This window comes from Streptomyces olivoverticillatus (genome assembly GCF_014203555.1).
In the GTDB taxonomy this organism is placed as follows: Bacteria; Actinomycetota; Actinomycetes; order Streptomycetales; family Streptomycetaceae; genus Streptomyces; species Streptomyces olivoverticillatus.
Window position 1 is genome coordinate 1 of sequence record NZ_JACHJH010000012.1, and the last position, 12,903, is coordinate 12,903.

13 protein-coding genes and 1 pseudogene are annotated in these 12,903 nt (G+C 72.4%); 11 read left to right on the forward strand and 3 right to left on the reverse strand.

Annotated elements, in window-relative coordinates:
- The 4 genes and pseudogenes from FHS39_RS24860 to FHS39_RS24875 form a co-directional block, all read left to right on the forward strand.
- Positions 1-165, forward strand: a pseudogene (locus tag FHS39_RS24860) (flavodoxin-dependent (E)-4-hydroxy-3-methylbut-2-enyl-diphosphate synthase); the annotation flags it as partial.
- 183 nt (positions 166-348) lie between these two features.
- Positions 349-1,194: a GNAT family N-acetyltransferase gene (locus FHS39_RS24865; RefSeq protein WP_184351742.1), complete on the forward strand. Its 846-nt coding sequence runs from the start codon at positions 349-351 to the stop codon at positions 1,192-1,194.
- 36 nt (positions 1,195-1,230) lie between these two features.
- Positions 1,231-1,764: a GNAT family N-acetyltransferase gene (locus tag FHS39_RS24870; RefSeq protein ID WP_045934252.1), complete on the forward strand. Its 534-nt coding sequence runs from the start codon at positions 1,231-1,233 to the stop codon at positions 1,762-1,764.
- Between the two features lie 92 nt (positions 1,765-1,856).
- Complete coding sequence (locus FHS39_RS24875; protein ID WP_184351743.1) at positions 1,857-3,557, forward strand: proline--tRNA ligase; 1,701 nt, start codon at positions 1,857-1,859, stop codon at positions 3,555-3,557.
- Between the two features lie 7 nt (positions 3,558-3,564).
- Here FHS39_RS24875 and FHS39_RS24880 read toward each other — a convergent pair whose 3' ends face one another.
- From FHS39_RS24880 to FHS39_RS24890, 3 genes are read right to left on the reverse strand one after another with little or no spacing between them, the layout of a single operon-like run.
- Positions 3,565-4,497: an aminoglycoside phosphotransferase family protein gene (locus FHS39_RS24880; RefSeq protein ID WP_184351744.1), complete on the reverse strand. Its 933-nt coding sequence runs from the start codon at positions 4,495-4,497 to the stop codon at positions 3,565-3,567.
- Between the two features lie 31 nt (positions 4,498-4,528).
- Positions 4,529-4,957 carry a ferritin-like domain-containing protein gene (locus FHS39_RS24885; protein WP_184351745.1) on the reverse strand — a complete coding sequence of 143 codons (429 nt, stop codon included), beginning with the start codon at positions 4,955-4,957 and terminating at the stop codon, positions 4,529-4,531.
- Positions 4,954-5,478, reverse strand: a complete 525-nt coding sequence (locus FHS39_RS24890) for a hypothetical protein (protein ID WP_343069734.1) — start codon at positions 5,476-5,478, stop codon at positions 4,954-4,956. Before FHS39_RS24890 ends, FHS39_RS24885 begins: the two co-directional genes overlap by 4 nt.
- A 170-nt stretch (positions 5,479-5,648) precedes the next feature.
- On the opposite strand from FHS39_RS24890, the gene rimP reads away from it, so the two are divergent.
- From rimP to truB, 7 genes are all read left to right on the forward strand, one after another.
- On the forward strand, positions 5,649-6,173 hold the full coding sequence (rimP, locus tag FHS39_RS24895; RefSeq protein ID WP_184351746.1) for a ribosome maturation factor RimP: 525 nt from the start codon (positions 5,649-5,651) through the stop codon (positions 6,171-6,173).
- 2 nt (positions 6,174-6,175) lie between these two features.
- The gene (gene nusA, locus FHS39_RS24900) at positions 6,176-7,162 is read left to right on the forward strand and encodes a transcription termination factor NusA (RefSeq protein ID WP_184351747.1); all 987 of its coding nucleotides are present in this window, start codon (positions 6,176-6,178) and stop codon (positions 7,160-7,162) included.
- 201 nt (positions 7,163-7,363) lie between these two features.
- A complete protein-coding gene (locus tag FHS39_RS24905; RefSeq protein ID WP_078847953.1) occupies positions 7,364-7,651 on the forward strand; it encodes a DUF448 domain-containing protein in 288 nt (95 codons plus the stop codon).
- A gap of 164 nt (positions 7,652-7,815) precedes the next feature.
- Complete coding sequence (gene infB / locus FHS39_RS24910) at positions 7,816-10,899, forward strand: translation initiation factor IF-2 (RefSeq protein WP_184351748.1); 3,084 nt, start codon at positions 7,816-7,818, stop codon at positions 10,897-10,899.
- A 176-nt stretch (positions 10,900-11,075) separates the two neighbouring features.
- Positions 11,076-11,372 carry a DUF503 domain-containing protein gene (locus FHS39_RS24915; protein ID WP_045934264.1) on the forward strand — a complete coding sequence of 99 codons (297 nt, stop codon included), beginning with the start codon at positions 11,076-11,078 and terminating at the stop codon, positions 11,370-11,372.
- Between the two features lie 54 nt (positions 11,373-11,426).
- A complete protein-coding gene (rbfA, locus tag FHS39_RS24920) occupies positions 11,427-11,873 on the forward strand; it encodes a 30S ribosome-binding factor RbfA (RefSeq protein ID WP_045934260.1) in 447 nt (148 codons plus the stop codon).
- Complete coding sequence (gene truB / locus FHS39_RS24925) at positions 11,870-12,775, forward strand: tRNA pseudouridine(55) synthase TruB (protein WP_184351749.1); 906 nt, start codon at positions 11,870-11,872, stop codon at positions 12,773-12,775. The genes rbfA and truB overlap by 4 nt, the downstream gene beginning before the upstream one ends.
- Positions 12,776-12,903 lie beyond the last annotated feature (128 nt).

Genomic DNA, 12,903 nt, shown 5'->3' on the forward strand with positions numbered 1-12,903 from the left:
GCCTCCGGCAATGGCAAGGGGCAGATCTTCGTCAAGGGCGAGGTCATCAAGACCGTCCCCGAATCGAAGATCGTCGAGACCCTCATCGAAGAAGCAATGAAGATCGCCGAGCAGATGGAGCGGGACGGCGTCGCCTCCGGCGAGCCGGAGGTCAGCGTCAGCTGACCGGCTCCGCCACCGCACCCGTGCCCCGCCGGATCCCCGGCGGGGCACGGCCGTATCCGGCCCAGACCGTCGCAGTCCGCCGTATCCGGCGACAGGGGAGATCTACGGGCGGGACGGAAGGTACAGTGCCAAGACCTGTTCCCCCCTTGGCCTCCGGCCCGCGACGGTGAGGCAATCCGACACGTGTTGACGACGACCACCACCAGGGTCCTGGAGACCGGCGAACTCGAAGCCGCCCTCGCCGTCCTCGACCGCGACCCCGTCGCCAACGCCTTCGTCGCCGCCCGCGTCCACATCGCCGGACTCGACCCCTGGCGGCTCGGCGGCGAGATGTGGGGCTGGTACGCGGGCGGCCGCCTGGAGTCGCTCTGCTACGCCGGGGCCAACCTCGTACCCATCTGCGCGGGCCCCGAGGCCGTCCGCGCCTTCGCCGACCGCGCCCGCCGGTCGGGCCGCCGCTGCTCCTCCATCGTCGGCCCCGCCGGGCCCACCGCCGAGCTGTGGTCGCTCCTGGAGCCGCACTGGGGCCCCGCCCGTGACGTCCGTGCCCACCAGCCCCTGATGGTCACCCGCTCGATGCCCGCGGACATCGGGCCCGACCCCCTCGTCCGCCGCGTCCGCAAGGACGAGATGGACGTCATCATGCCGGCGTGCGTGGCCATGTTCACCGAGGAGGTCGGCGTCTCGCCGCTCGCCGGCGACGGCGGCCTGCTCTACCAGGCCCGCGTCGCCGAACTCGTCGGCTCCGGCCGCTCCTTCGCCCGGATCGAGGACGGCCGCGTCCTCTTCAAGGCCGAGATCGGCGCCGCCACCGACCGGGCCTGCCAGATCCAGGGCGTCTGGGTCGCCCCCGAGCACCGCGGCCGCGGCCTGTCGGTCACCGGCATGGCCGCCGTCCTGCGCTACGCCCTGCAGGAGGTCTCGCCGGTGGTCAGCCTCTACGTCAACGACTACAATGCCGCCGCCCGCGCCGCCTACCGTCGCGTGGGCTTCGAAGAGGTAGGCGCGTTCATGAGCGTCCTCTTCTGATGCCGTCCGGCCGCTACGGGCGGGTAGCCTCCCCGCATGGATGACATCGCGGTCGGCCCCCTCGACCTCGCCGCCCGGGTGGACGAGGCGCTGGCCGTGCAGGCCGTCGCCTTCGGCCTCACCCCGGACGAGGTCGGCGTACGGCGCCACATCGTGCTCCGGCACCTCACCAGCCCCGGCGCCCGCGCCCTGGGCGCCACCACGCCGGACGGGCGGCTCGTCGGCTTCGTCTACGGCATGCCCAACGACCGCACGCACTGGTGGTCCACCGTCGTGGAGCCGTACCTGCGCGCCAACGGCTGCGAGTACTGGCTCGACGACTCCTTCGTCATCACCGAGCTGCACGTCCACCCCGCCTTCCAGAACCGGCGGATCGGCCGCACGCTCATTACGGCGATCACCGCGGATGCCGCCGAGCCGCGCTCGATCCTCTCCGCCATCGACCGCGAGAGCCCGGCCCGCGCCCTCTACCGCAAGCTCGGCTACCACGACCTGGCCCGGCGGGTGGTCTTCCCGAGCGCTCCGAGCCCGTATGCGGTGATGGGGGCACAGCTGCCGCTGCTGGGCTGACCGTTGCGGCCGAGCGCAAAAGCGCTGGGGCGGGGCGGGCCGGGCGGATACGCTCCTGGCCGTCACCCCCGTGCACGCCCCAGGAGACCGCCATGGCCCATGTCCAGCGCATGTCCACGACCCTGCTCAAGACACTGCGCGACGATCCGGCCGACGCCGAGACCGCCAGCCACAAGCTGCTGGTCCGCGCCGGGTACGTACGCCGCTCGTCCGCGGGCGTGTGGACATGGCTGCCGCTCGGCAAGAAGGTGCTGGACAACGTCTGCCGCGTCGTCCGCGAGGAGATGGACGCCATCGGCGGCCAAGAGGTCCTGCTGCCCGCGCTGCTGCCCAAGGAGCCCTACGAGACCAGCGGGCGCTGGGAGGAGTACGGCGACCTCCTCTTCCGCCTCCGCGACCGCAAGGGCGCGGACTATCTGCTCGGGCCCACGCACGAGGAGATCTTCACGCTCACGGTCAAGGACCAGTGCACGTCCTACAAGGACCTGCCGGTGATCCTCTATCAGATCCAGACCAAGTACCGGGACGAGGCGCGGCCGCGCTCGGGCGTGCTGCGCGGACGCGAGTTCCAGATGAAGGACTCGTACTCCTTCGACACCACCGACGAGGGGCTCGCCGAGGCCTACCGGCTGCACCGCGAGGCCTACATGCGGATCTTCGAACGCCTCGGCCTGGAGTACCGGGCGGTGTCGGCGGTCTCGGGGGCGATGGGCGGCTCGGCGTCGGAGGAGTTCCTGGCCCCTGCGGCGGCCGGTGAGGACACCTTCGTGGACTGCCCGCGCTGCGACTACGCGGCCAACACGGAGGCGGTGACGACGGTCGTCGCCCCCGCCGACCCCCTTGCGCACGGCCCCCTGGAGGAGCTGGACACCCCGGACACGCCCACCATCGAGACGCTGGCCGCGCAGCTGGGTGTGCCCGCCTCGGCCACGCTGAAGAACCTCCTGGTCAAGGTCGACGGCAAGATCACGGCCGTCGGCGTGCCCGGCGACCGCGAGGTGGACCTCGGCAAGCTGGGCGAGCATCTGGCGCCCGCCGTCGTGGAGTTGGTGACGGCCGAGGACTTCGCGGACCGCCCCGGCCTGGTCCGCGGCTACGTCGGGCCGCAGGGCCTGGACCTGCCCTACATCGCCGACCCGCGCGTGGCGCCCGGCACCGCCTGGATCACCGGCGCCAACAAGCCGGACACGCACGCCCGCAACGTCGTCTGCGGCCGGGACTTCGAGGTCGGCCGCTACCTCGACGTCGTCGTGGTCGAACCCGGCGACCCCTGCCCCCGCTGCGGCGCGGGCCTGGAGATCGGCCGGGCCATCGAAATCGGCCACATCTTCCAGCTCGGCCGCAAGTACGCCGACGCGTTCGGCCTCGACGTCCTCGGCCCGCAGGGCAAGCCGGTGCGGGTCACGATGGGTTCGTACGGGATCGGCGTCTCCCGGGCCGTCGCGGCGCTGGCCGAGCAGACGCACGACGGGGCGGGGCTGTGCTGGCCCCGGGAGGTCGCCCCGGCGGACGTGCACGTCGTCGCGGCGGGCAAGGCGCAGCAGACGGAGCTGGCACTGGAGCTGGCCGGGCGGCTCGGCGAAGCGGGCGTCCGCGTGCTGGTCGACGACCGGGCGGGGGTGTCGCCCGGGGTGAAGTTCACCGACGCCGAACTGATCGGCGTGCCCACGATCCTGGTCGTCGGCCGCGGCGCGGCCGACGGCGTGGTCGAGTTGAAGGACCGCCGCACGGGCGAGCGCGAGGAACTGCCGGTGCAGGAGGCGGTGGCGCGCCTCGCGGCCGCGGTGCGGTAGCCGCGGGCTACAGCAAACCGGCGAATTCCAGGAGGAGTTCGCCGCGCCCCCGGGCTCCCCGCGCGATCTCCCGTGCGCCCGCCTCCGCGGTGCGGAAGAGGGTCCATCCGCGCAGCCGGTCGCGGTCCACCTCAAGGGATTCGGCCAGCTTCGCCACCCGCCGCCGTGCGGCGGCGGGTGCGCCCGGCGAGGCGAGGAGCGTGTCGAGACGGTCCTGAACCAGCCACGCCAGGTCGTAGGCCCGCTCGCCCACCAACGGGTGCGGCCCGACCGCCAGCCACGGCGAACGCTCCCCGGCCAGCACCTTGCCCTGGTGATACTCCCCGTGCAGCAGCATGGCGTCCTCCTCGGCCCCGGCGCCCAACCCCTCCCGCAGGTCGAGGGCTTCGTCGATGACCGTCTGCGCGTCCGCCGCCCAGGGCTGTTCCCGGTGCTCGCGCAGCGTCGCGGCCAAAGTCGCCGTGTGCTCGGCCAGGCCGGTGAAGGGATGGCCGTCCGCAGGCTGCATCCACAGCCGTTGCAGCGTCGCCGCCGCCTCCAACTGGGCCTTCGCCTCTGCCAGGGAGCGCAGGCTGACGTCGGCGTGCAGCCGTTCCAGCAGCAGCGCTCCGGCCGCCTCGTCGGCACGCAGCACGCGGACCGCGGAGCGGCCGTCCCAGTGGGCCAGCGCGGCGTGTTCGCGCGCGGCCGCCCCGTCGGGCAGGCGGAGCTTGAGGGCGGCGGGCGTGCCGTCGGACTGCCGGACGAGGGCCACCAGACTGCTGCGCCCGCCGGGCGCCGGTACCCGTTCGAGCGTCAGTTCCCAGCGGTCCAGGAGCGCCTGGACCAGGTCGGCCAGCCCGGCGAGCCAGCGGTGTGCGGCCTCGCCGCAGGCAGGGTCGGAGCCCAGGGTCCGAACCAGCCGTTCCGGTGGCTCGAGGCGTTCGTGAGCACTGGCCATGTCCCTGGGCCGTCCCTTTCGTCTGTGCTGGTCAGGCCCGCTCGGCGAGCCCAGGGAAGGCTACGCTGCCGCCGCGCCAGCGCGCCGACCGCACCGCCGCCTCGCGCAGCGCGGCCGCCGCGTCGCCCCGCAGGGCACCGGATGCGGCCCGCACGAGATCGGCGTAGGCGCCGCACAGGCGGCTCTCCAGCTCCGCGGCGAGCCGCACGGCCGACGCCGCGTCGGAGACGGGGAACGGCAGCGCATACGCGGCGGCAGCGGCCTCGGGCCGGGCGCCCAAGTCCCGTACCGCGCGGACCAGCGCGTCACGCCGCGCGCGGTGTGCGTCGTACGCCTCCCGGGCCTCCGCCGCGCGGGTGTCCTCGACATGCCCTCCCACGACCCCGTAGCCGTACACGGCGGCGTGCTCGGCGCCGAGAGCCGCCTGGGCGGCCTCGACGGCCCGGCCTGCGGCGGTCATGCGGCACCTCCGGCGAGCAGGTAAGCGTGGGCTGCGCCCGCCGCCGCGACGGACGCCAGGAGCCGCGCGAGCTCCGGCGGCGCCTGGCCGAGCGCGGAGGTACGGGCGTCGGCGGTGCGCCGCTCGGCGTCGGCGAGCGCGGCGAGCGCGGCCTTCTCCTCGCGGGGGACGCTCACGGGCGGGGCAGAGGGGGAAGCCGAGGGGGAGGGGGAGGCCTTGGCGGAGCCGAAGGCCTCGGCGTGCCGGGCCACTTCGGCCCGCAGCGGACGCAGCCGGGCGGCGAGCGGGGCGTGCGCGGCGATCGTGGCGTCGTACCGCTCCAGCAGCGCCGCCGCGTCGCGCCCGGCGCGCTCCCGCAGCCGTTTCGCCGCCGAGGAGTGCTCGGCGGCACCGGCGTCCGCGGAGGAACATCCGGCCAGCACGGCGGTGCCGGCCGCGGTCAGCAGGGCCGCCGCGCCCCCCGCGAGTACCCTGCGTCTGCGCGGGCCGTCGGCGCCCGGCGTCGTCGTCGTGAGCGGCACGATCCTCTTTCCGCCTCGTCCTGGCATGATCACCGCACGCGAGCGTACCGGCGCGCCGACGGATGGCCGCGGACCGGGCACCGAATCGTCAGCCGCCTGCCGGAACAGATAGGCTTTGACCTGACACGCGACGTTCCCACAACAGCACACGCGGCCGAGGAGTCACCCGGATGAGCACCACCCAGAGCGAGCGGCTGCGCGAGCTGCTGGCCCCTCTCGTGAGCGCGCGGGAGCTGGAGCTGGAAGAGGTCGAGGTGACCCCGGCAGGAAAGCGGCGTGTGCTGCGCATCGTGGTGGACTCCGACGAGGGCGTACAGCTGGACGCGTGTGCGGACCTGAGCCGTGACATCTCCACCGCGCTCGACGAGACGGATGTGATGGGCGGAGCCCCTTACGTCCTCGAGGTCACCTCTCCCGGCGCCGACCGCCCCCTGACCCAGCACCGCCACTACGTCCGGGCGACCGGCCGGCTGATCAAGGCGCAGCTGACCGAGGGCGGCGAGCTGGTCGCGCGCATCGTCTCCGTGGACGAGACGGGGCTCGACCTCGAGGTGCCGGGTGTCAAGGGCCGCAAGCCCACCTCCCGCAGGCTCGCCTTCGACGAGATCGCGAAGGCGCGCGTGGAGATCGAGTTCAACCGCAAGGCCGCGGAAAAGGCCGAGAACGAAACCGACGAGAGCCAAGAGGAGGCGTAGCCGTGGACATCGACATGAGCGCCCTGCGGGGTCTGGTGCGAGAGAAGGAGATCTCCTTCGACCTGCTGGTCGAGGCGATCGAGTCGGCCCTCCTCATCGCGTACCACCGCACCGAGGGAAGCCGCCGCCGGGCCCGGGTGGAGCTGGACCGCTCGACCGGGCACGTGACGGTCTGGGCCAAGGAAGACCCGCAGGACCTCGCCGAGGGCGAGGAGCCCCGCGAGTTCGACGACACCCCGTCCGGCTTCGGCCGGATCGCCGCGACCACCGCCAAGCAGGTCATCCTCCAGCGTCTGCGTGACGCCGAGGACGAGATCACTTTCGGTGAGTTCGCGGGCCGCGAGGGCGACGTCGTCGCGGGCATCGTCCAGCAGGGCAAGGACCCCAAGAACGTCCTGGTCGACATCGGCAAGCTGGAGGCCATCCTGCCGGTGCAGGAGCAGGTGCCCGGCGAGGAGTACAAGCACGGCACGCGGCTGCGCACGTACGTCGTCCGGGTGGCCAAGGGTGTCCGCGGCCCGTCCGTGACGCTCTCGCGCACCCACCCCAACCTGGTGAAGAAGCTCTTCGCCATGGAGGTCCCGGAGATCGCGGACGGCTCGGTGGAGATCGCCGCCATCGCCCGTGAGGCCGGCCACCGCACCAAGATCGCGGTGCGTTCGACCCGTTCCGGCCTGAACGCCAAGGGCGCCTGCATCGGCCCGATGGGCGGCCGGGTGCGCGCGGTCATGGCCGAGCTGCACGGCGAGAAGATCGACATCGTGGACTGGTCCGACGACCCGGCGGAGCTGGTGGCGCACGCGCTGTCACCCGCCCGGGTGAGCAAGGTCGAGGTCGTGGACCTCGCCGCCCGCTCGGCCCGGGTGACCGTGCCGGACTACCAGCTCTCCCTGGCCATCGGCAAGGAAGGGCAGAACGCCCGGCTCGCGGCCCGGCTGACCGGCTGGCGGATCGACATCCGCCCGGACACCGAGCAGCAGGCGGACTGAACGGCGCACGGAAGCGACCGGGGGCGCGCGATCGCGCCCCGAGCGGCTTCGAAAGGTCCGTAAAACGACCTTGAAGAGCCGCGGTCGCCCCGTGCGGGGCCCGGCCGGGCCCGCCATCACAGCCGATCTTGGCTGAAACGCATACGTGCGCGATCACTGCCCCGAAGGGGTGAGGTCGGCGCGGGGAGGTAGACTTAACCAGTGTCTGGCCGGACGCATGCCCGCGCATGCCCTGAGCGCACCTGTGTGGGGTGCCGGGAGCGAGCGGCCAAGGGCGAACTGCTGCGGACCGTGGTGAGCGAGGGCGTCTGCGCCCCCGATCCTCGCGGTACGCTGCCCGGCCGGGGTGCCTCTGTGCATCCCACACTGGTCTGTCTCGATCTGGCGGTACGCCGCCGGGCGTTTCCCCGGGCCTTCAAAAGTCCGGGGCCGCTCGACACCGCGGATTTGCGCCGATACATCGAGCAGATCGAGCAGGAAAAGAGTTAGGCCCCGCATCAGCGGGGATGTCCCAGGCACGGGCATCCGTGCTGTCAGGTACCTCGCGAGTTGGAAGTAGGTCGAGATTGCGATGAGCACTCGATGAGTACGCGATGAGTACGCCCATGAAGTAGCGACGGTCCGGTCGACAACCCGGACCTAGAAGGAGCGAAGTGGCTAAGGTCCGGGTATACGAACTCGCCAAGGAGTTCGGAGTCGAGAGCAAGGTCGTCATGGCCAAGCTCCAAGAACTTGGTGAATTCGTCCGTTCGGCGTCCTCGACGATCGAGGCGCCGGTCGTCCGTAAACTGACCGACGCTTTGCAGGGACCCGGCGGCAGCGCCGGCAAGTCCTCTGCCAAGCCCGCGGCGCCGCGCAAGGCTGCGCCCGCGAAGCCTGGTGCCCCCACTCCGGGCGCCCAGGCCCGTCCCGCCGCCCCGGCCCCCAAGCCGGCCGCGGCCCCCACCCCCAAGCCCGCAGGCGCCGCGCCCACGCCGGGCCCGCGTCCGGGTCCCAAGCCTGCCCCTGCGGCTCCGGCCAAGCCTGCTCCGGTCGCCCCGGTGCCCGCCGCGGAGTTCTCCGCGCCGGCCCCGGCCGCGCCGTCCCAGGAGCGTCCGGCGTCCCAGGAGCGTCCGTCCACGCCGCGCCCCGGTGGCGCCCCCGGTCCGCGCCCCGGCGGTGCCCGTCCGGGTCCCGCCGGCCAGCGTGACGGTGGCCGTCCCGAGCGCGCCCCGCGTCCGGCCCAGGGCCAGGGTGCCCCGCGTCCTGGTGGCGCCCGTCCGGCCGGTCCGCGTCCGGGCAACAACCCCTTCACCTCCGGTGGCTCCACCGGCATGGCCCGCCCGCAGGCCCCCCGTCCCGGTGGCGCCCCGCGTCCCGGCGGCGAGCGTCCCGGCCCCGGCGGTCCCCGTCCGCAGGGCGGTCCCGGCGGTGCCCCGCGCCCGCAGGGCCAGGGCGGTGCCCGTCCGACCCCGGGCGGCATGCCTCGTCCGCAGGGTGCCCCCGGTGGCGCCCCGCGTCCCGGCGCTCCCGCCGGTAACCGCCCGAACCCGGGCATGATGCCGCAGCGTCCCGCCGCGGGCCCGCGTCCGGGTCCCGGTGGCGGCGGCCGTGGTCCCGGCGGCGCAGGCCGTCCGGGCGGTGCCGGTCGTCCCGGCGGCGGTGGCTTCGCAGGCCGTCCGGCCGGTCCCGGCGGCGGCGGTCGTCCCGGTGGCGGCGGCGGCTTCGCCGGTCGTCCCGGTGGCGGTGGCCCCGGTGGCGGTGGCGGCGGCTTCGGCGGCGGTCGTCCTGGCTTCGGCGGGCGTCCCGGCGGCCCCGGTGCCCGTGGTGGCACGCAGGGTGCCTTCGGCCGTCCCGGCGGTCCGGCCCGTCGCGGTCGCAAGTCCAAGCGTCAGCGGCGCCAGGAGTACGAGGCCATGCAGGCCCCGTCCGTCGGCGGCGTGATGCTGCCGCGCGGTGGCGGCGAGACCATTCGCCTGTCCCGCGGTGCCTCCCTCACCGACTTCGCGGAGAAGATCGGCGCCAACCCGGCGTCGCTCGTCGCCGTGATGATGAACCTCGGCGAGATGGTCACGGCCACCCAGTCGGTCTCCGACGAGACGCTGACGCTCCTCGGCGACGAGATGAACTACACCGTTCAGATCGTCAGCCCCGAGGAGGAGGACCGCGAGCTGCTCGAGTCGTTCTCCATCGAGTTCGGTGAGGACGAGGGTGGCGAGGAGATGCTCGTCTCCCGTCCGCCGGTCGTGACCGTCATGGGTCACGTCGACCACGGTAAGACCCGACTGCTGGACGCCATCCGCAAGACGAACGTCGTCGCGGGCGAGGCCGGCGGTATCACGCAGCACATCGGTGCGTACCAGGTCGCCACCGAGGTCAACGGCGAAGAGCGCGCGATCACCTTCATCGACACCCCGGGTCACGAGGCGTTCACCGCCATGCGTGCCCGTGGTGCGAAGTCCACCGACATCGCGATCCTCGTGGTGGCGGCGAACGATGGTGTGATGCCGCAGACGATCGAGGCGCTGAACCACGCCAAGGCGGCCGACGTGCCGATCGTGGTCGCGGTCAACAAGATCGACGTCGAGGGCGCCGACCCGACCAAGGTGCGCGGTCAGCTCACCGAGTTCGGTCTGGTGGCCGAGGAGTACGGCGGCGACACCATGTTCGTCGACATCTCCGCCAAGCAGGGCCTGCACATCGACAGCCTGCTGGAGGCCGTGGTCCTCACCGCGGACGCCTCGCTCGACCTGCGCGCCAACGCGGAGCAGGACGCGCAGGGTATTGCGATCGAGGCCCACCTCGACCGTGGCCGCGGCGCCGTGGCCACCGTGCTCGTCCAGCGCGGTACCCTCCGCGTCGGTGACACGATGGTCGCCGGTGACGCCTACGGCCGTGTCCGCGCGATGCTCGACGACAAGGGCCAGAACGTCGAGGAAGCGGGTCCGTCGACCCCCGTCCTCGTCCTGGGTCTGACCAACGTCCCGGGCGCCGGCGACAACTTCCTCGTCGTCGACGAGGACCGCACGGCTCGCCAGATCGCCGAGAAGCGCGCTGCGCGTGAGCGCAACGCCGCCTTCGCCAAGCGCACCCGCCGGGTGTCCCTCGAGGACCTCGACAAGGTGCTCAAGGCCGGTCTGGTGCAGGACCTCAACATCATCATCAAGGGCGACGCGTCCGGTTCGGTGGAGGCTCTCGAGTCCTCGCTGCTCCAGCTCGACGTCGGCGAAGAGGTCGAGATCCGGATCCTGCACCGCGGTGTCGGTGCGGTCACCGAGTCCGACATCAACCTGGCGACCGGCTCCGACGCGATCGTCATCGGCTTCAACGTCCGCGCCGAAGGCCGTGCCACTCAGATGGCCGAGCGCGAGGGCGTCGACGTCCGGTACTACTCGGTCATCTACCAGGCGATCGAGGAGATCGAGGCGGCCCTCAAGGGCATGCTCAAGCCGGAGTACGAAGAGGTCGAGCTCGGTACGGCGGAGATCCGCGAGATCTTCCGCTCGTCCAAGCTGGGCAACATCGCCGGTGTCCTCATCCGCTCCGGCGAGGTCAAGCGCAACACCAAGGCGCGCCTCATCCGCGACGGCAAGGTCATCGCGGAGGACCTCAACATCGCCGGTCTGCGCCGCTTCAAGGACGACGTCACCGAGATCCGCGAGGGCTTCGAGGGTGGTATCAACCTCGGAAACTTCAACGACATCAAGATCGACGACGTCATCGCGACGTACGAGATGCGCGAGAAGCCGCGCGGCTGAATCGCGTAGAGCAGGAGCCCGCGCCTAGCGCGGACACCCGGTACGGGGCCGGTCGGCGGATCATATTTCCGTCGATCGGCCCCGGCCGTTGCGTGTACGGTTCGAGTAGTCGTACTCCCCCAGCTAACGCTGGGGGTACCCCCACACGCCTCCCGGGTGGGCTTCACCCGTCACGCATGTATGTAGGGACGCTGTCCTTCGACCTCCTCCTCGGCGACGTACGGTCGCTGAAGGAGAAGCGCTCCGTCGTCCGCCCGATCGTCGCCGAGCTGCACCGCAAGTACGCGGTGAGCGTGGCGGAGGTCGGCGACCAGGACCTCCACCGCCGGGCCACGATCGGCGTGGCGGCGGTCTCCGGGGATGCGGGGCACCTCACCGAACTACTGGACCGCTGCGAGCGCCTTGTCGCCGCACGGCCCGAAGTGGATCTGCTGTCGGTACGGCGGCGGTTCCACGGCGACCACGACGACTGACCGCGTCGGCGGCGCCGAGAGCACAATGCTGGAAGAAGAGAAGGAGACGGACCAGTGGCCGACAACGCGCGGGCGAAAAGGCTGGCGGACCTCATCCGCGAGGTCATCGCCCAGAAGCTGCAGCGTGGCATCAAGGACCCGCGGCTCGGCTCGCACGTGACCATCACGGACACCCGGGTCACCGGCGACCTGCGGGAGGCTACGGTCTTCTACACGGTCTACGGCGACGACGAGGAGCGTGCCAGCGCGGCGGCCGGGCTGGAGAGCGCCAAGGGCATCCTGCGCTCCGAGGTCGGCCGGGCGGCGGGCACCAAGTTCACGCCGACGCTGACGTTCGTGGCGGACGCCCTGCCGGAGAACGCCCGGACCATCGAGGATCTCCTGGACCGCGCACGGGCCTCCGACGCCCAGGTCCGCGAGGCCTCCTCCGGTGCCACGTTCGCGGGTGAAGCCGACCCGTACCGCAAGCCGGATGAGAACGGGGACGCTGCCGCCGAATGAAGCACAAGGCAACGCCCACCCCGGACGGCCTGGTCATCGTCGACAAGCCCGCGGGCTTCACCTCGCATGACGTCGTCGCCAAGATGCGCGGGATCGCGCGGACGCGGCGCGTCGGCCATGCGGGCACCCTCGACCCGATGGCGACCGGTGTGCTCGTCCTCGGCGTCGAGCGCGCCACCAAGCTCCTCGGTCACCTCGCGCTGACCGAGAAGGAGTACGTGGCGACCATCCGGCTCGGGCAGAACACGGTGACGGACGATGCGGAGGGCGAGGTCACCTCGTCCGCGGACGCCTCCGGGGTCACCCGCGAGGCGATCGACGCGGGCGTCGCCAAGCTCACCGGCGCCATCATGCAGGTGCCGTCGAAGGTCAGCGCGATCAAGATAGACGGCGTGCGCTCGTACAAGCGGGCGCGCGAGGGCGAGGACTTCGACATCCCCGCCCGCCCGGTGACCGTCTCCTCCTTCACCGTGCACGCCGTGCACGCCACGGAGACGGAGGACGGCACTCCGGTGCAGGACCTGCTGGTCTCCGTCGTCTGCTCGTCCGGGACCTATGTGCGGGCGCTCGCCCGCGACCTGGGCGCCGACACGGGCGTCGGCGGCCACCTGACGGCTCTGCGGCGCACCCGCGTCGGCCCGTACCGGATCGGCGATGCGCGCACCCTCGACCAGCTCCAGGAGGAGCTGACCGTGATGCCGGTGGCCGAGGCCGCCGAGGCCGCGTTCCAGCGCTGGGACGTGAACGAGGAGCAGGCGCGGCTGCTCGGCAACGGCGTCCGGATCAAGGTGCCGCTCTTCGAGACCACCGGGCCCATCGCCGTCTTCGGGCCGGACGGGCGCTTCCTGGTGCTGGTGGAGAACCAGGGCGGTAAGGCCAAGAGCCTGGCTGTCTTCGCCTAGGACACAGCCCCAGAACAAGCCCTGGGGCGCGGCAGTGCTGCCGCACACCGTGGGGCGGGGACCGCGTGCTGCACGCCTTCCCCGCCCCACGATCCCCCTCCCACTCCTCTCTATCCATCCGGGGCCTG